The organism is Acuticoccus sp. (assembly GCF_965213555.1).
In the GTDB taxonomy this organism is placed as follows: domain Bacteria; phylum Pseudomonadota; class Alphaproteobacteria; order Rhizobiales; family Amorphaceae; genus Acuticoccus.
On record NZ_OZ243890.1, the window covers coordinates 222860 to 239537 of the forward strand.

A 16678-nucleotide genomic window follows, 5' to 3' on the forward strand; every position below is an offset into this window, starting at 1 on the left:
CGCAAATGGCGCAGGCCAGCGCGCCACTCATTAGGAGCGCCGGTGCGTTACATCGATACCGCCCAGCATGGTCGGTCGTGGTTAGCGAAGCGTTTGCATGCCGACTGGGCCTCCGCGCGGGTGCGGAAGCCCGCGAAGCGGGCGCGATAGAGCGTGCCCCTCGCCGTGGCGACGGGCAGGGTTACACGCGCACGCTTGCCCATGGCTGGCTCGGCGCGAGCGGCGGCGGCGAGGAGCCTGCGGGCTGCCGCCTCCGACGGCACGGCGCCGATCTGGATCTGCCACGGGCCGTCCGGCACCTGGGCCGTGGCTCGAACCGTGGCCGGTGTCGCTGCGGCGACGGAGGGTGCTTCCGTCGGGCTTGCCGTCGCGTCGGCACGGGTCGCCGTCGCCGCGGTGCGATCCGCGGTGACGGAGCGCTCGCGCTTGGCCGCATGACCTCGTGGCGTTCGGACCGACTCGCGCAGGCGGCCAGCCACCGCCCGTCGCAGGAGCGGTTCCAGCGGGGCAAGGCTTGCTACCTCGTGCTCGCCGAGCACCCTCGGCGCCGAGCCCATGGCGATGATGGTGATCCCGCTCCTGGGTACCGTTGCACGCTCGATCGCGGCGACGAGTGGATCGTGCTCATCGGACGACCCGAAGGCCTCGAAGGCGTCGGCGAAGCGCGAACCGCCACCTGCTGCAGCGGAGGCTTCCCAGGCCGCACGCTCGAGCGCCGCGGCCTCGATCGGCTCGTCCCCCATCGGATCCGCCGTGCGCACGGGCGCAGTCCGTCCGGCATCCGCGGCCTCGCGTCGTCCCACGTCGTACGCGTTGGGGAGCGCGGAGGGGGCTGGCCTCACATCGCTCGGCTCGGCCAATGCGATGACCGCCCGCAGCGCGCCGGCGGCCACCGAGGGCGTCACGTCGAGGGCGTCCGCCCCGACCGCGGCGCGCGTCTCCGCCGCGAACGCCATGACGGAGGCGATGGGATCGCCCCCTCCGCGGGTGTCGAGGCGTGATGCGAAGCGCGTCGCAAGGGTCGGCCGGCGTCCGGGGATCGGCGGCCGGTCGGCATCGGACCACGCGGCGAAGGCCATCGGCGTGCCGCGCGAGGCCCGCGGCAGGTGGCGCTCGACCAGCTCGGTCATGTGGCTGTTGCGCGAGGCTCCCGTGCGCCCGCCCATGACGACGGCGACGATGTGGCGCCCGTCCCGCCGCACCGACGTGACGAGGTTGAAGCCGGAGGCGTGGATGTAGCCGGTCTTGATGCCGTCAACGCCCTTCACGCTGCCGAGCAACCGGTTGTGGTTCCCGAAGTGGCGGTTGGCGAACGTGAAGGTGCGCGTCTGGAACACCCCGTAGTATTGCGGAAAGTCGCGCTGGATCGCGATGCCGAGCTTTGCCATGTCCCGCGCGGTCGTCCTTTGCTCGCCGTGCGGCAGGCCGGAGGCGTTGCGGAACGTCGTGCGGTTCATCCCAAGCCCGCGGGCGGTCTCGGTCATGCGCCGCGCGAAGGCGGGCTCCGAGCCCGACACGTTCTCCGCGATGGCCGCTGCGACATCGTTCGCCGACTTGGTCACGAGGGCCTTGATCGCGTCACGGACCTTGATCGTTCCCCCGGGTGGGATGCCGATCTTCGACGGGGGCCGCCCGCTGGCGTACTTCGACATCGTGAGGCGTGTGTCGAGGGAGAGGCGGCCTGCGGCGAGCTCGTCGAACACGATGTAGAGCGTCATCACCTTGGTGAGCGAGGCCGGGTAGCGCGGCGCGTCGGCCTGCTCCTCGTAGAGCGGCTTGCCGGCGATGACGTCGACGACCAGCCCGGCATACTTGGGGTTCGCGCTGGAGGGCGTGGCGAGCGCCAACGCACCGAGGAGGATGCCGAGGAGGATCGCGACGTAGCAGGGACGGCCGAACGGGGGAAGTTGGACGTGCATACGGGCCTTCAGCGCTCCGGCATCGGCAGGACGCCGCCGCCGGCAGGGATGACGAACACGCGTGCCAAGGTGCGCTCGCATGGGTTACGCCATGATCAACCGACCTGGTTAATCCGGTTGTAGGCGGGCCATCTGGATCGAAGCTTTCCACAACGCAAGGGTGTCCGGCTCGGCGGAGGGCCTCAGTGATTCCGTTGACCCCGATCCGCGGCAGCCCAGAGACGCAGGCAGCGCTCGCGGCTGCCCTCGCAGCGGAGTTCCCCGACCGTGCCGGTGGACCCCACCGGATCCTGTCTGATGGATGGGACTGCCTCGCCGGCGAAGCCGAGGGTTGGATCGTGCGCGTGCCGCGCACCAAGGCCGCCTGTGAGCGGCTGCGCGGGGAGCCGGCGGCGGCGGCGCTGTTCGCTCGCCATGCGCCGCTCAGCGTCCCGGTTCTGACCTTGCGCGAATCACCGGTGCTTTACACGGTCCATCGCAGGGTCCCCGGCCGGCCCGTCGACCCCGCAAACTACGAGGCATTCGACGATGCGTCCCGGGACCGGCTTGCCGACATCCTTGCGCGAACCTTCGCAGCGGCCCACGCCGTCCCCGCGAAGGAGGTCGCCGCAGCCGGCATCGGGCGCACGCCCCCATGGCCGGGCGCGGACGCGTTGTGGCAGGCGGTTCGACCGCGGCTCGAGGCGCCGCTCGCCGCACTCGCCGCCGACGTCATCGGCGACGTCGCCGCACAGGCGCCCGATCGCGCGGTGTTCGGCCACTTCGACACCCATGGCTGGAACATGGCCTACGACGACGCTGCTCAGCGGCTCGTCGGGCTGTTCGACTTCGGCAACGCCGGGCTCGGGCCGCGGCATACCGACCTGTCCTACCCAAGCTTCGTGGCGCCCGATCTCACCCATCGCGTGGTCGTGCGCTACCGCGACATCACCGGAGTGCGCGTCGACCTCGACAGGGTGTTCGCGATCCACATCGTGCTGCGCCTTGTCGAGGTCGCCAAGGAGCGCGACGACGTGGCGACGCGGGTCTGGGCGCTGACCGACTGGGTGGCCGCGCTGGAGCGGCACCGGGCTCGCCTGGCAGCCCTCGGGCAAGGCACGAGGCCGATGGCTTGAAGGCCGCACGGGACCCGCCCGACCTTGGAAGCCCGGCACCGGCCTCGGCGCGGCTCCGCGTGGGCCTTACCAAGCATGCCTCGACGCTCCACATCCTCCGACGAGCGACACGAGCGTGCCGCCGCGACGGCTCGCTGCGGGCCACGATCCTGCACCATGGCGCAGCTTGCGCGTAGAACCTCGACGTTTCAGGATGGCGCTCATGACCAGCGTACGGGACCAGGCGGCACCGCGACGTATGACCGGCTTCGATGCGGCGACAGTCGGACGGTTGGTGCGCGGGCCGGGCCGGGCCGGGCCGGACCGGGACACGGATAAGGACAGCGGGACCGGCGGCTCGGACGCTGGCACCCTGGTCGTCACCCGGCCGAAGCCCAAGACGAAGCGCCCGAACTTGTACCGGGTGCTCCTGCTCAACGACGACTACACGCCGATGGAGTTCGTCGTCCACGTCCTCGAGCGGTTCTTTCAGAAAAATCGGGAAGAAGCCACCCGTGTCATGCTACACGTTCATCATCATGGCGTCGGCGAGTGTGGCGTCTACACCTACGAGGTCGCGGAGACCAAGGTGACGCAGGTGATGGACTTTGCCCGCAAGCATCAGCATCCTCTCCAGTGCGTGATGGAGAAGAAGTGAGGAGCGAGTCGTGCCGTCATTCTCCCGCAGCCTAGAAAAGGCTTTGCACCAGGCGCTCGCCGCCGCCAACGAACGTCGTCAGGAGTACGCGACGCTCGAACACCTCCTCCTCGCGTTGGTCGACGATCAGGACGCCGCGGCGGTGATGAAGGCCTGCAACATCGACCTCGACCGGCTGCGACGCGAGCTCGCCGAGTACATCGATGCCGAGCTCGACAACCTCGTCGTCGATGGCGACGACGACTCCAAGCCCACCGCCTCGTTCCAGCGCGTGATCCAGCGCGCGGTGATCCACGTCCAATCCTCGGGCCGTGAGGAGGTGACCGGAGCCAACGTGCTCGTCGCCATCTTCGCCGAACGCGAGAGCCACGCGGCATACTTCCTGCAGGAGCAGGAGATGACGCGCTACGACGCCGTCAACTACATCAGCCACGGGATCGCCAAGCGCGCGGGCAGCGGCTCCGACCGCAGCCGCGAGGCCGAGGAAGACATGCCGCAGGACGAAGGGTCCGGACCGAAGCGCAAGACCGACGCGCTCGAGGCCTACTGCATCAACCTCAATGAGAAGGCGAAGAAGGGGAAGGTCGACCCCCTCATCGGCCGGGACAACGAGGTGCGCCGCACCATTCAGGTCCTGTGCCGCCGCCAGAAGAACAACCCGCTGTTCGTGGGCGACCCCGGCGTCGGCAAGACGGCGATCGCCGAGGGACTCGCCAAGCGCATCGTCGAGAACGACGTGCCGGAGGTGCTCTACGGCTCGACCATCTTCGCCCTCGACATGGGCGCGCTCCTCGCCGGCACGCGCTACCGCGGCGACTTCGAGGAGCGCCTCAAGCAGGTGGTGAAGGAGATCGAGGAGTACCCCGGCGCCATCATGTTCATCGACGAGATCCACACCGTGATCGGTGCCGGGGCGACGTCGGGCGGCGCGATGGACGCCTCCAACCTGTTGAAGCCGGCGCTGTCCTCCGGCGCGATCAAGTGCATCGGCTCGACCACCTACAAAGAGTACCGCCAGTTCTTCGAGAAGGACCGTGCTTTGGTACGTCGCTTCCAGAAGATCGACGTGGCCGAGCCGAACGTCGAGGACGCGATCGAGATCCTGAAGGGTCTCAAGCCGCGCTACGAGGAGTTCCATCAGATCCGCTACACGAACGAGGCGATCAAGACCGCCGTGGAGCTGTCCCACCGCTACATCAACGACCGTAAGCTGCCCGACAAGGCGATCGACGTCATCGACGAGACCGGCGCCTCGCAGATGCTGCTCGCGCCGGCCAAGCGCCGCAAGCAGGTGGGGGTGAAGGAGATCGAGGCGACGGTCGCCACGATGGCGCGTATCCCGCCGAAGTCCGTGTCGAAGGACGACGCGGAGGTGCTGCAGACCATCGAGACCAACCTGAAGCGCGTGGTCTACGGCCAGGAGGCGGCGATCGAGACGCTGTCGTCGGCCATCAAGCTGGCACGGGCGGGGCTGCGCGAACCCAACAAGCCCATCGGCTCCTACCTGTTCTCGGGCCCCACCGGGGTCGGCAAGACGGAGGTCGCGCGCCAGCTCGCCGAGCTCATGGGCGTCGAGCTCCTGCGCTTCGACATGTCCGAGTACATGGAGCGCCACACGGTCTCGCGGCTCATCGGCGCGCCTCCTGGCTACGTCGGCTTCGACCAGGGCGGTCTGCTGACGGACGGCGTCGACCAGCACCCGCACTGCGTGCTGCTGCTCGACGAGATCGAGAAGGCGCACCCGGACCTGTTCAACATCCTCCTGCAGGTCATGGACCACGGCAAGCTGACCGACCACAACGGCAAGAAGGTCGACTTCCGCAACGTCATCATCATCATGACGACGAACGCGGGCGCCGCCGACATGGCGAAGGCCCCCATCGGCTTCAACCGGGCGCGGCGCACCGGCGAGGACCAGGAGGCGATCAACCGCCTGTTCACCCCGGAGTTCCGCAACCGGCTCGACGCCATCGTGCCGTTCAACCCGCTGCCGGCGGATGTCGTCCACCGCGTGGTGGAGAAGTTCGTCATGCAGCTCGAGGCCCAGCTCGCCGACCGCAACGTCACCTTCGAGCTGTCGGAGGAGTCCGTCGCGTTCCTCGCCGAAGAGGGGTACGACGAGAAGATGGGCGCCCGCCCGCTCGGCCGCGTCATCCAGGAGCAGATCAAGCGGCCGCTGGCCGACGAGGTCCTGTTCGGCGAGCTCAAGAAGGGCGGCACGGTCAAGGTCAGCGTCGAGACCGACGAGGAGGGCGTGCGCAAGCTCAAGCTCGAGGCGATCGCCGACCCCTCGGCGCCGTCGCGCACCCCCGGCGAGGACGACGAGCCGGACGACGACGACGCTCCCGACCCGGAGCCGACGTCCGGCCCCGGCTCCTCGCGCGTCCCCCGCGTCCCCCTGTCGAGCTGACGCCGACCCTACCCCGATTGTGATGGCTCACAGCGTCCGCGGCTGATCGCGCGCCGATGCTGTGAACCACCGGCGTCGTCGGGAGCTGACGCGAGCCGCTCGTCGGGTCGACCGGCGCGCGTGTCGCCAGCATCCCGTGTCCTCTAGCGTCGCGTGTGGCGCGGGAGTGACGAGGCGGTGCGGCGACAGGCACTTGCGCGTCGCGCGCACGCTGTTCCCTTGCGCCGGGGGAGGTTGCGGACGCAGAATCGAGCCTGCGCATCCCGGCAGCGTCGCACGGGGCGCCTTCCGCTCGCCGGGCGCGGCGGTCCCGGCGACGCGGTGCAGACGGGTGCGATGACAGCACGGGGAGCCGAGGCCCACCTTCGCGTCCGAGCCCGCACGTGGTTCTGGCGAGGCGCGCGACAGGTCGCGACCCTCCCCGCCGTGGTCCTTCTCGCGGCGCAGGTGGGCTTCGCGGCGCTCGCCCGCGAGGCGGGATACGACGTCGTCGAGACCGTCCTCATCACGGTGACCGTCTGGGCGTTGCCGGCGCAGGTGGTCTTCGTGGGCATCGTCGGCTCCGGAGCGTCGCTGCCTGCGGTTGCCCTCGCGGTCGCGCTGTCGTCGGTGCGCTTCATGCCCATGCTCATGGCGTGGACCCCCATGGTACGGGGCACGCGCACGTCCCGCTGGCGCCTCCTCGCCGCGTCCTGGTTCGTCGCCGTGACGTCGTGGGTGTTTGCCATGAGCCGGCTCCCCGCGCTGGAGCGCGATGCGCGCCTGCCCTACTTCGTCGGCTTCGGGACCGCGCTGATGCTCGCCAACGTCGTCCTGGTGGCGCTCAGCCACACGCTGCTGGGCGCCGTCCCGGCGCTCGTCGGGGCCGCCCTGGTGTTCCTGACGCCGAACTACTTCCTGATGGCGCTGTGGGGAGCGGCCCGCCTCGATGCCGACCGCTGGGCGCTCGGCTTCGGCCTCGTGCTCGGACCGGTCGCGTCCACCCTCGTCCCCGAGCTCGACCTCCTCGTCGCCGGCGTCGTGGGGGGAACGCTCGCCTACGTCACGGCGCGCCTGTTGCGCCGTCGGAGCTCGCCGTGACGCCTGAGACGTCGCCCGCGCTCGCCGAGGTCGGTATCCTCCTGGGGATCTTGATCGGCGCGGCCCTGCCCACGCAGGTCTGGCGCTGGCTCGGCGTGTTCATGGCCGGGCGGCTCGACGACGACTCGGAGCTCTTCACCTTCATCAAGGCCGTGGCGACCGCGCTCGTCGCAAGCGTCGTCGCCAAGCTCGTCCTGTCGCCGTCAGGCGCGCTCGGCGAGACCCCGGTGGCGCTGCGTGTCGGCGCCGTGGTGGCCGGCTTCGCCGTCTACCTCGCGCTCGGCCAGCGCCTCGCGCTCGGCATCCTCACTGCTGAGGTTGTCCTCGTCGGCGGCTGGCTCCTCCTCACCTGAGGGCGTCGCGCAGGAGCGCGGCATGCGCCTCAACATCCTCCTTCGGCGCGACCTCGCCGGTGTGCGGGCGCAGCGCCTCGCCCTCGAAGCGCGGCAGAACGTGCCAGTGGGTGTGGAAGACCATCTGCCCGCCGGAGCCCTCGACGAAGTGCTGGATCGAGACGCCGTCGGCCTCGAACGCCGTCTTGGCGGCGCGCGCGACCCGCTGGACCGTGCGGATGCAAGCGGCAAGGTCGTCCGGCGCGATGTCGAGGATGTTGCGCGACGGTGCCTTCGGCAGCACGAGGGAGTGGCCCTTGGAGCGGGGCATGATGTCCATGATGACGCGGGTCGCCTCGTCCTCGTAGACCGTCTGCGACGGCACCTCCCCGCGTAGGATCTTAGCGAAGATGTTGTCCGGGTCGTAGGTGGTCATGCGCGTCCCCTCTCAAGGAGGCTCATCAAGCGCGGCGCGACTGAGGTGGGTCAAGGCTCAACGCCAAGGCAGCCAGCGGCGCCGACGCCCTTCTGCTGTGCGACGCATGGCGAGCTCCAGCGCCTCGGAGTAGAGCGCGAGGTCGTCGGCGAGGAGCGGCACCAGCGCTCGGCGCGTTGCTCGGTCGATCATTGGCTTGGCCGGGTTCGCGTTGCCGCGTCCGCCGGCTGCGGCCGGAAGCCCGAGCGTCGCGGCGAGCGGTGCGAAGAGCTCGCTGACGCCGACGAAGCCGAATTCCGCCAGCGCGAACGGCGCGGCGTAGGTCGACTGGAAGCGCGCGATGCGTGGCAGCGCGGCGAAGCCCTCCAGCGACAGGCCGTCCCGCGCGATGGCCCGCGTCAGCCGATGATCGGCCCCGCCCTTGCTGACGAAGTGGTAGTGCGAGATCGTCCGCTCCACCGGCTCGCGGAACCAGATCCAGTAACGCGTTGGATCGGGGACCGCGGCGGCCAACGCGTCCACCCGGAAGTGCCCGTGCAGCACCGTGATGCCCGCCCGCTCGAGCGCGCGGACCATGTCGGCGTCGAAGTCCGACGCCGCCCGTCGCGCGAGCGAATGGGTGCGCGCGTCGTCGGGTCCGTAGTAGAGCGCGAGCCGGCGGCTGTGTCGCGCGGCCAAGCTCGCCGCGAAGCGAGAGCCGGCGGTCTTGGGGACATGGACCGAGACGATCATTCCGCGATGACACGTCGACGACGCCGTGCGCCGGACCAGGTCGCGACGGCCTTGCCGGCGTGGATGGCGAGCACGAGCGGCTCGTCCCGAATGGTCCGAGACCGCCCTCGGACCGGCGCGGCGCTCGTCATTCGTTCTCGGAGCCGAGGTCCTTGCGGAACGGCGCCATCTCGTTGAGCGCCTCGCGGTGCATCACAACCTCGCGGCGCTCCGCCTCGAGGTAGCGCGCCACCGCGTCGCGCAGCCCGGGGTGGCCGATGTGGTGCGCCGAGCGCGTCTCGCACGCCTCATAGCCGCGTGCGAGCTTGTGTCCGCCCTGCGCGCCGGCCTCAACGCGCTTCAGGCCGTGCGCGATGGCGAAGTCGATGGCCTGGTAGTAGCAGACCTCGAAGTGGAGGAACGGGTGGTCCTCCACGCAGCCCCAGTAGCGCCCGAACAGCGTCTCCGAACCGATGAAGTTGAGCGCCCCGGCGATGGGCCGGCCGGCGCGCTCGGCGATCATCAGGCACGTCGAGTGCCCGAGGCGCTCGCCGAGCAGCGAGAAGAAGCGGCGGTTGAGGTAGGGTCGGCCCCACTTGCGCGAGCCGGTGTCCATGTAGAACTTGTAGAACGCGTCCCAGTGCGCCTCGGTGATGTCGTCGCCGACGAGCCAACGCACCGTGATGTCGTTGGCGAGGGCCTCGCGCCGCTCGCGCTTCACCTGCTTCCTCTTGCGTGAGGCGAGGGCGGCGAGGAAGTCGTCCGGCGTCGCGTACCCCTCGTTGGTGAAGTGGAACTGCACGTCGAGGCGTGCGAGGTAGCCGGCTGCCACGAGCGCTGCGAAGTCCGCCGGCTCGAGGAACGTCGCGTGGACCGAGGACGCGTTGGTCTCCTTGGCGAGCGCCACCAGCGCCTTGGCGATGAGTTCGCGGCGCTCGCCCGTCGGATCGCGGCCGGCGAGGAGGCGCGGCCCCTGCGCCGGGGTGAACGGCACCGAGATCTGGAGCTTGGGGTAGTACCGGCCGCCGGCGCGCTCGAACGCATCCGCCCAGCCGTAGTCGAAGACGAACTCCCCCTTGGAGTGCGTCTTGAGGTAGGCCGGCGCTGCGCCGATCAGGTCCCCCGACCCGTCGCGCAGGAGGAGGTGGCGCGGGTGCCATCCGGTGCGCTCGCCGACGCAGCCCGCCTCCTCCAGCGCACGCAGGAAGTCGTAGGTGACGAACGGGTTGAACGCGGCCTCGCTCCCCGGCGGCCAGCCGCAGTTCGCCTCGCGCATGGCGCGGCCGCCCTGACCCACCCTCCAGCCCGGGTTGGCGAGTGCGTCCCAGGCCTCACGCGCGACGGGCTCTAGGCTGCCGGCGGCTTCGACGGTCATTGTGGCCATGGGCTCCTCCGACGCTCTTCCGCCTACATTACCTTATCAACCTAGGACGACGTGACGCCGCGTCCCCGAACCTCGGCGCGACGTATGGTGCCGCAGGCCAGGTTCGAACGACCCACGGTGGTCGGCCGCAGGTGCGTCAGGGGTGGAAGCCCTCGAAGATCACTTGGTCGGCGTGGGGCGCCACGCGGTCAGCCTCCCGTCGCGAGCGCACGGTGAAGGCGAGCACCGGTCGCCCGCGCCGACGCGCGATGGACGGTCCGGGATGGGGCAAGGCCGTCGCATAGTAGCCGACGAAGTCGGGCCGCGTGCGTGGCGCGTGCAGCAGCATGTCTCGGCCGAACCTTGCGACCAGCGAGCCACGCGTCTCGCCCCCTGCGAGGACGCCGACGGGCGTGTCCGGCAACGCGCGGCGCAGGAGCGCGAGGAGGTCCGGATCGAACGTCATGACCGCGACGGCGCCCCCGTAGCGGCCCAGCGTGCTGGCGAGCGCGGCCGTCATCGCCGCGCGCGCCGCCCGCCCAGGGGGCGACTTGGCGTCGAGGAACAGCGGCGTGCGCCCGCTCGTCAGCGCGAGGAGGTCGACGAGCGAGCTTAGCGTCTCGTCCGCGCCGACGATCTCGACCTGGCGCAGCGCGTCGAGCGGGCGCTCGATGACGCGGCCGCGTGCGGCGGTGGTCCGCTCCAGCGTGGCATCGTGGGTGACGACGAGCCCTCCGTCGGCGGTGAGCTGAAGGTCGACCTCGACCGCGTAGCCCGCCTCGATCGCGGCCTCGACGGCAGCAAGGGTGTTCTCGACGAGCCCCTCGCCGTGCAGGCCGCGGTGGGCGACGGGACGCGCCGTCAGCCAGTTCGGGACCGCGTGCGCTATGGCGCGACCTCGAGCACCGCCTCGACCTCGACCGCCGCGCCGAACGGCAGGTTCGCCGCGCCGACCGCCGCGCGCGCGTGGCGTCCCGCGTCGCCGAACAACGAGACCATCAGGTCGGAGGCGCCGTTGATCACCTTGGGATGGTCGCCGAAGTCCGCCGTCGAGTTGACGTAGCCGTTCAGCTTGACGACGCGCCTCACTCGATCGAGGTCGCCGAGCGCCGCCCGCGCCTGGGCGAGGATGGCGAGCGCGCAACGGGCAGCGGCGGCGCTCGCCTCCTCGACCCCCATCGTCTCTCCGCAGCGGCCGCGGATCAGCGCGCCGTCGGGATCCATGGAGACCTGGCCGGACACGTAGAGCAGGGTGCCCGTCTGTACCGTGGGGACGTAGGAGCCGGCCGGCGCCGCCGCCTCAGGCAGCACGAGTCCCATGGCGGCGAGCTTGTCGTCGATATGCGGCACCGAGGCCTCCCGTGGTTGGGCGTCGTCTAAGTCCGCCATGCCGAAGTGGCAAGCGGTCCGCGGTCAGCCCGACGCCTCGTCGTGACACGCCGGGTGGTTGCCTTGACGCCAACGGTCCGCCGTGCGCACGAGGGCAGGCAACCCGGAGGAGCCATGCGGGACGTCGTCCCCCGCCGCGCAGCGGGAACCATCGCGATCGCCGTCGCACTCGCAGCGACGGCCGGCGGCGCCGCCTCGCAGGAGCTCGCACCGCACCGCGCGGTCTACGACCTGACGCTCGTCCGTGCCGGGGCCAGCGTGTCGATGCTGTCCGCTCAGGGGCGGCTCGTGTTCGAGGTCAACGGCGCCGTCTGTGAGGGGTTCACCAACAACTCCCGCTTCGTCACACGCACGGTGAACCGCGAGGGCGATACCGTGGTCGACGACCTCAGGCTGTCGACGTTCGAGACCTTCGAGCCGGCGGAGTTCGTCTTCCTCAACCAGACCGTCAGCGAGAGCGACACGGTGTCGGTCGTGGAGGGCAGGGCCACCGGGAAGGCATCGGGGACCATCGTCGAGCTCACCGAGCCGAAGGAGCGCACGGCGCGTCTGCCCCGAGCGGTGTTTCCGACGCAGCACACGGTCCTCATCCTTCAAGCGGCTGCCGCCGGCGAGCGCGTGTTGGAGGCGCCGGTCTTCGACGGCGGCGGCGATGCGGATCGTGTGTTCGCGACGACCACGGTGATCGGCGATCCCGAGACCGGGTTACAAGGCGCCGGCCCGCGCGAACGCAGCGCCCTCGCTGCGGTGCCTGACGCTGCCGAGCTCGCGACGTACACCCTCGTCATTAGCTACTTCGATCAAGGTGCAACGTCCGGCGAGGCCGTGCCGGACTACGTAATCTCGTTCCGCATGCTCCAGAACGGCATCAGCTACGACGCGACCTTCGACTACGGCTCGTTCGCCCTTGCGGGCCGCCTCGTCGAGCTCGAGCTGGGTCCGGCAACCCAATGCCCCGAGGACCCCCAGCCACCGGAACCCCAAGACCGCTGATCCTGCCCAAGCCCTGTGGGGCACGTCAGAGGAGGCACAGCTCCAACAGGTCGCGCCGCATGGACGCTGGCATCGCCTCGTCGAAGGCGCTGATGCTGAAGTCGGCTGGGGCCTCGTCCGGCCGCAGGTAGCGCCAGCCCTGGAACGGGCGGCAGGGTCGCGGCCTCACCGGGACCACGGTGGGGTCGAGCAGGATCTTCACGCGTCCGATGCCTTGCTGGTCGGCGAACGGCGCGAGGTCGACGATGAGTTGGCGTGCTTGGATTGCCCCCTTCACCACCCAGTAGAGCGAGCCGCCGGCAAGCACGTCCTGTGCACGCCGTGGCGCCGTGCGCGTGGTGATGCGGACCGCCCTCCCCCCGCCGTGCGGCGCTGCGGACTCGGTCGCCCAGGTCCGCAGGTTGTCCACCGACGCCGCGCCGACGGCGAGCTTCAGGAGATGCGTTGTCATGTCATCCGCCTTCGCCGAGCGAAGGCGGCGGTGCAAGTCGCCCGCGCTCACCATCCACCGCCAAGGACCATTTTGGACGTGGCGGAGGAACCCATCCCGCCCCCACCTTCGTTCCCATGGGATAAACCGCCGCGCCCTGTTCAGCGCGGACGGGACTGTGTTAGCGAGGGGCGACGCACGGACTCGACGCGGATCGAATGGCGGACATCCCAACCGTAGGCGAGCATCGCGCGACCGGGGACGGCAGGGCCTCCCGTGAGCCCGACGCCCGGCACTTCCGTGCACTTTTCCTCTCCGACATCCACCTCGGGACGCGCGGCTGCCAGGCAGAGCTTCTCCTCGACTTCCTGCGGCACCACGATGCGGACCGGATCTACCTCATCGGCGACATCATCGACGGCTGGCGGCTGAAGAAGACCTGGTACTGGCCGCAGTCGCACAACGACGTGGTGCAGAAGATCCTCCGCAAGGGCCGCAAGGGCGCTGAGATCGTCTACCTTCCCGGCAACCACGACGAGTTCCTGCGCGACTACCTCGGCACCCACTTCGGCGGCGTCGAGGTGACGGACGCCGCAGTCCACCTCACCGCCGACGGCCGCAAGCTTCTCGTCATCCACGGCGACCAGTTCGACGTCGTGGTGCGTCACGCGCGCTGGCTCGCGCTGTTGGGCGACTGGGCGTACGTCACGACCCTCGCCACCAACACCTGGGTCAACATCGTGCGCCGGCGGCTCGGCCTCACCTACTGGTCGCTGTCGGCCTGGGCCAAGCTCAAGGTGAAGAACGCGGTCTCCTTCATCGGCCAGTTCGAGCTCGCCCTTGCCACCGAAGCCAAGCGCCGCGGCGCGGACGGCGTGGTGTGCGGCCACATCCACCACGCGGCCATGCACGAGATGCATGGGACGCGCTACGTCAACACCGGGGACTGGGTGGAGAGCTGCACCGCCGTGGGCGAGACCGAGGACGGCACGTTCGAGCTCATCCGCTGGACGCGGGTCGCCCGCCGGCAGCGGCTCACCGCCGTCATGGCGCGCGAACGGCCGCAGGCCGCATGAACGCACCTTTGCGGCCCGGCGCCGCCGCCGGGCTCCGTGGTCGCGCTCGGGGTGTCCGGTGAGCCGGCTCGCCCTGGTAACGGACGCGTGGCACCCGCAGGTGAACGGCGTCGTTCGCACGCTCGACACGACCCGCACCGAGCTCGAGAAGCTGGGCGTTGCCGTGACCATGGTGACGCCGGCGGACTACCGCACCGTGCCGATGCCCACCTACCCCGAGATCCGCCTCACCGTGACGTGGCCGGGCCGCGTCGCCCGCGCCATCGATCGGGTCGAACCGGATTACGTCCACATCGCCACCGAGGGGCCCCTCGGCCAGATGGCACGACGCTGGTGCCGGAAGAACAGCGTCGGCTACACGACGAGCTACCACACGCGCTTCCCCGAGTACGTGCGAGCCCGCCTGCCGGTGCCGCTCTCCTGGTCGTACGCGTTCGTGCGGGCGTTCCACAACGAGGGCGTGTGCTGCATGGTGTCCAACACCACGCTGGAGCGTGCGCTCGCCGAGCGCGGCTTCCGCCGCCTGGTGCGCTGGGTGCGCGGCGTCGACACGGTGACGTTCAACCCCGACGTCCCCGCGGCCCTGCCCGACCTGCCGCGGCCGGTGTTCCTTTACGTCGGGCGGGTGTCGGTGGAGAAGAACATCGAGGCGTTCCTGTCCCTCGACCTGCCCGGCACCAAGCTCGTGGTTGGTGACGGTCCAGCGCGCGCCGACCTCCAGGCGCGCTTTCCCGACGCGGTCTTCACCGGGAACCGGCTCGGCGAGGCGCTGACGGCGCACTACACCTCCGCCGACGTGTTCGTCTTCCCGAGCCTCACCGACACCTGGGGGCTCGTGCAGATGGAAGCGCTGGCGTGCGGCGTGCCGGTGGCTGCGTTCCCGACGATGGGCCCCGTGGACGTGATCGCCGATTCGGGGACCGGCGCCCTCGACTGGGACCTCAAGCGGGCCTGCCTCGCCGCGCTGTCCATTCCCCGTTCGCGTTGCCGCGCCTACGCGGAGCGCTTCTCATGGGAAGCCAGCGTGCGCCAGTTCTGGGACAACCTGCAGACCGCCAACACGCAGCCCAGGTCCGCCTGACGGGAGCCGCCGATGCCCGACGACGCCCTCGCCGCCCATCGCGCAACGCTCGGCGACTTCCACCTGCGTGAGGCGTTCGCCGCCGACCCGGACCGGGCAGCGCGGTTCAGCGTGCGCGACGACGACCTCCTGTTCGACTACTCCAAGAACATCATCACCGACGAGACGATGCGCCTCCTCCTCCATCGCGCACGGGCGGCCGGCGTCGAGGCGCAGCGCGACGCGATGTACGCCGGCGAGCCCATCAACGTCACCGAGGGACGCGCGGTGATGCATGCGGCGCTGCGTGGCCCCGGCCCGTTCGCGGTCGACGGGCACGATGTGTCGGGCGAGGTCGCCGAGGTGCTCGACCGCGTCACCGCGTTCGCCGACGCGGTGCGCTCCGGCGAGGTCGTTGCAGCGGACGGCGCACCGTTCACCGACGTGGTGAACATCGGCATCGGGGGCTCCGACCTCGGTCCGCGCATGGCGGTGCGGGCGCTGTCGCCCTACCGCGGCGGGGGCCCGCGCGTGCACTTCGTCGCCAACGTCGACGGGGCGGACATCGCCGACACGCTCGCCTTGCTCGACCCTCGTCGGACCCTGTTCCTCATCGCCTCCAAGACGTTCACGACGCAGGAGACGATGACCAACGCCGGCACCGCGCGCCGCGTGGTGGTGGAGCGGCTCGGCGAGGCGGCGGTCGGCGACCACTTCGCCGCGATCTCCACGGCGCTCGACAAGGTCGGCGAGTTCGGCATCGCCGAGGCGCGAACGTTCGGGTTCTGGGACTGGGTCGGCGGGCGGACCTCGGTGTGGTCGGCCATCGGCCTGTCGCTGGCGATCGCGATCGGTGGCAGCAACTTTCGCCGCTTCCTCGCTGGCGGTGCGGCGGCAGACGAGCACTTCCGCACCCGGCCGCTGGAGGAGAACGTCCCAGTCCTGATGGGCGTCCTCGGCGACTGGTACCGTAACGGCTTCGGCTGGCCGGCCCATGCGGTGCTGCCATACGACGAGCGCCTCGCGCTGCTGCCGGCCCACCTCCAGCAGGTGGACATGGAATCGAACGGCAAGCGCGTACGGCGCGACGGGTCGCCCGTCATCGGCGACACGGGCCCCATCGTGTTCGGCGAGGCGGGCACGAACGGCCAGCACGCGTTCTACCAACTGCTGCACCAGGGCACGACGCCGGTGCCGTGCGACTTCCTCGTAGCGGCGTGCCCGCACGAGGCGCTCGGCGACCACCACGCCAAGCTCCTGTCCAACGCGTTCGCCCAATCGGCTGCGCTCATGCGTGGCCGCACGCTGGAGGAGGCGCGCTCGCAGCTCGTCGAACAGGGGATGCCGCGGGACCGGGCCGAGGCCCTCGCGCCCCACAGGGTCTTTCCCGGCAACCGCCCGTCGAACACCCTGATCTACCGGAAGTTGGATCCTTACACCTTGGGCCGGATCGTCGCGTTGTATGAAATGAAGGTCTTCGTCCAAGGCGCCCTGTGGGGGATCAACTCCTTCGATCAATGGGGTGTCGAGCTCGGCAAGGAGCTCGCGAGCGCGCTGCTGCCGGCTGTTAAGGGCGGCTCGCCGCTCGACACGGACGCTTCCACCACGGCGCTCGTCGAGTTCGTGCGGATGCATCAGGCCGGCTGAACCTCCGCCATTCGTCGATCCGCCTGCGCCTAACGGAAGCGTCATCCCCGTGCGGCGCACCGAGCGCGCTTGGGTCGTAA

At 70.2% G+C, this 16678-nt stretch carries 16 protein-coding genes; 9 read left to right on the top strand and 7 right to left on the bottom strand.

Annotated elements, in window-relative coordinates:
• Positions 1-47: 47 nt before the first annotated feature.
• Positions 48-1919, bottom strand: a complete 1872-nt coding sequence (locus tag ACOOE8_RS01280; protein ID WP_420393104.1) for a serine hydrolase — start codon at positions 1917-1919, stop codon at positions 48-50.
• A gap of 185 nt (positions 1920-2104) precedes the next feature.
• Here ACOOE8_RS01280 and ACOOE8_RS01285 point away from each other — a divergent pair, with 185 nt between their 5' ends.
• From ACOOE8_RS01285 to ACOOE8_RS01305, 5 genes are all read left to right on the top strand, one after another.
• A complete protein-coding gene (locus ACOOE8_RS01285) occupies positions 2105-3034 on the top strand; it encodes a phosphotransferase family protein (RefSeq protein ID WP_420393105.1) in 930 nt (309 codons plus the stop codon).
• A gap of 238 nt (positions 3035-3272) precedes the next feature.
• Positions 3273-3671 (top strand): ATP-dependent Clp protease adapter ClpS, encoded by a 399-nt coding sequence (gene clpS, locus ACOOE8_RS01290; RefSeq protein WP_420394589.1) that lies wholly within the window; start codon positions 3273-3275, stop codon positions 3669-3671.
• Between the two features lie 10 nt (positions 3672-3681).
• Entirely contained in the window at positions 3682-6081 is a 2400-nt protein-coding gene (gene clpA, locus ACOOE8_RS01295) for an ATP-dependent Clp protease ATP-binding subunit ClpA (RefSeq protein WP_420393106.1), read from the top strand.
• 336 nt (positions 6082-6417) lie between these two features.
• Entirely contained in the window at positions 6418-7161 is a 744-nt protein-coding gene (locus tag ACOOE8_RS01300) for an AzlC family ABC transporter permease (protein ID WP_420393107.1), read from the top strand.
• Positions 7158-7514, top strand: coding sequence for an AzlD domain-containing protein (locus ACOOE8_RS01305; protein WP_420393108.1), 357 nt, complete (start codon positions 7158-7160; stop codon positions 7512-7514). The genes ACOOE8_RS01300 and ACOOE8_RS01305 overlap by 4 nt, the downstream gene beginning before the upstream one ends.
• Here ACOOE8_RS01305 and ACOOE8_RS01310 read toward each other — a convergent pair.
• The 5 genes from ACOOE8_RS01310 to ACOOE8_RS01330 all read right to left on the bottom strand — a co-directional run bounded on the left by ACOOE8_RS01310 (position 7507) and on the right by ACOOE8_RS01330 (position 11323).
• Complete coding sequence (locus ACOOE8_RS01310) at positions 7507-7929, bottom strand: HIT family protein (RefSeq protein ID WP_420393109.1); 423 nt, start codon at positions 7927-7929, stop codon at positions 7507-7509. The two genes, ACOOE8_RS01305 and ACOOE8_RS01310, sit on opposite strands and share 8 nt — an antisense overlap.
• A 57-nt stretch (positions 7930-7986) precedes the next feature.
• Positions 7987-8607, bottom strand: a complete 621-nt coding sequence (locus tag ACOOE8_RS01315; RefSeq protein ID WP_420393110.1) for a hypothetical protein — start codon at positions 8605-8607, stop codon at positions 7987-7989.
• Between the two features lie 181 nt (positions 8608-8788).
• Positions 8789-10024: a GNAT family N-acetyltransferase gene (locus ACOOE8_RS01320; RefSeq protein WP_420393111.1), complete on the bottom strand. Its 1236-nt coding sequence runs from the start codon at positions 10022-10024 to the stop codon at positions 8789-8791.
• Between the two features lie 136 nt (positions 10025-10160).
• Positions 10161-10892: a glycerophosphodiester phosphodiesterase family protein gene (locus tag ACOOE8_RS01325; RefSeq protein WP_420394590.1), complete on the bottom strand. Its 732-nt coding sequence runs from the start codon at positions 10890-10892 to the stop codon at positions 10161-10163.
• The gene (locus ACOOE8_RS01330) at positions 10889-11323 is read right to left on the bottom strand and encodes a RidA family protein (protein ID WP_420394591.1); all 435 of its coding nucleotides are present in this window, start codon (positions 11321-11323) and stop codon (positions 10889-10891) included. Before ACOOE8_RS01330 ends, ACOOE8_RS01325 begins: the two co-directional genes overlap by 4 nt.
• 183 nt (positions 11324-11506) lie before the next feature.
• Between ACOOE8_RS01330 and ACOOE8_RS01335 the strand changes: the two genes are divergently transcribed.
• Positions 11507-12385 carry an EipB family protein gene (locus ACOOE8_RS01335; protein ID WP_420393112.1) on the top strand — a complete coding sequence of 293 codons (879 nt, stop codon included), beginning with the start codon at positions 11507-11509 and terminating at the stop codon, positions 12383-12385.
• A gap of 25 nt (positions 12386-12410) precedes the next feature.
• Here the strand turns inward: ACOOE8_RS01335 and ACOOE8_RS01340 are convergent, their stop codons facing one another.
• Complete coding sequence (locus tag ACOOE8_RS01340; RefSeq protein ID WP_420393113.1) at positions 12411-12836, bottom strand: DUF1489 family protein; 426 nt, start codon at positions 12834-12836, stop codon at positions 12411-12413.
• Positions 12837-13033: 197 nt separating this feature from the next.
• Here ACOOE8_RS01340 and ACOOE8_RS01345 point away from each other — a divergent pair, with 197 nt between their 5' ends.
• From ACOOE8_RS01345 to pgi, 3 genes are read left to right on the top strand one after another with little or no spacing between them, the layout of a single operon-like run.
• Complete coding sequence (locus tag ACOOE8_RS01345) at positions 13034-13891, top strand: UDP-2,3-diacylglucosamine diphosphatase (RefSeq protein ID WP_420393114.1); 858 nt, start codon at positions 13034-13036, stop codon at positions 13889-13891.
• A 58-nt stretch (positions 13892-13949) separates the two neighbouring features.
• Positions 13950-14972 carry a glycosyltransferase family 4 protein gene (locus ACOOE8_RS01350; RefSeq protein ID WP_420393115.1) on the top strand — a complete coding sequence of 341 codons (1023 nt, stop codon included), beginning with the start codon at positions 13950-13952 and terminating at the stop codon, positions 14970-14972.
• A gap of 12 nt (positions 14973-14984) precedes the next feature.
• Positions 14985-16598, top strand: a complete 1614-nt coding sequence (pgi, locus tag ACOOE8_RS01355; protein ID WP_420393116.1) for a glucose-6-phosphate isomerase — start codon at positions 14985-14987, stop codon at positions 16596-16598.
• The last annotated feature ends 80 nt before the right edge of the window (positions 16599-16678 follow it).

Bases quoted from the DNA above. Each gene is read 5' to 3' on its own strand.
- ACOOE8_RS01280 (WP_420393104.1), bottom strand. From the start codon at position 1,919: ATGCACGTCCAACTTCCCCCGTTCGGCCGTCCCTGCTACGTCGCGATC.
- clpS (WP_420394589.1), top strand. From the start codon at position 3,273: ATGACCGGCTTCGATGCGGCGACAGTCGGACGGTTGGTGCGCGGGCCG.
- ACOOE8_RS01300 (WP_420393107.1), top strand. From the start codon at position 6,418: ATGACAGCACGGGGAGCCGAGGCCCACCTTCGCGTCCGAGCCCGCACG.
- ACOOE8_RS01310 (WP_420393109.1), bottom strand. From the start codon at position 7,929: ATGACCACCTACGACCCGGACAACATCTTCGCTAAGATCCTACGCGGG.
- ACOOE8_RS01320 (WP_420393111.1), bottom strand. From the start codon at position 10,024: ATGGCCACAATGACCGTCGAAGCCGCCGGCAGCCTAGAGCCCGTCGCG.
- ACOOE8_RS01330 (WP_420394591.1), bottom strand. From the start codon at position 11,323: ATGGGACTCGTGCTGCCTGAGGCGGCGGCGCCGGCCGGCTCCTACGTC.
- ACOOE8_RS01335 (WP_420393112.1), top strand. From the start codon at position 11,507: ATGCGGGACGTCGTCCCCCGCCGCGCAGCGGGAACCATCGCGATCGCC.
- ACOOE8_RS01340 (WP_420393113.1), bottom strand. From the start codon at position 12,836: ATGACAACGCATCTCCTGAAGCTCGCCGTCGGCGCGGCGTCGGTGGAC.
- ACOOE8_RS01345 (WP_420393114.1), top strand. From the start codon at position 13,034: ATGGCGGACATCCCAACCGTAGGCGAGCATCGCGCGACCGGGGACGGC.
- pgi (WP_420393116.1), top strand. From the start codon at position 14,985: ATGCCCGACGACGCCCTCGCCGCCCATCGCGCAACGCTCGGCGACTTC.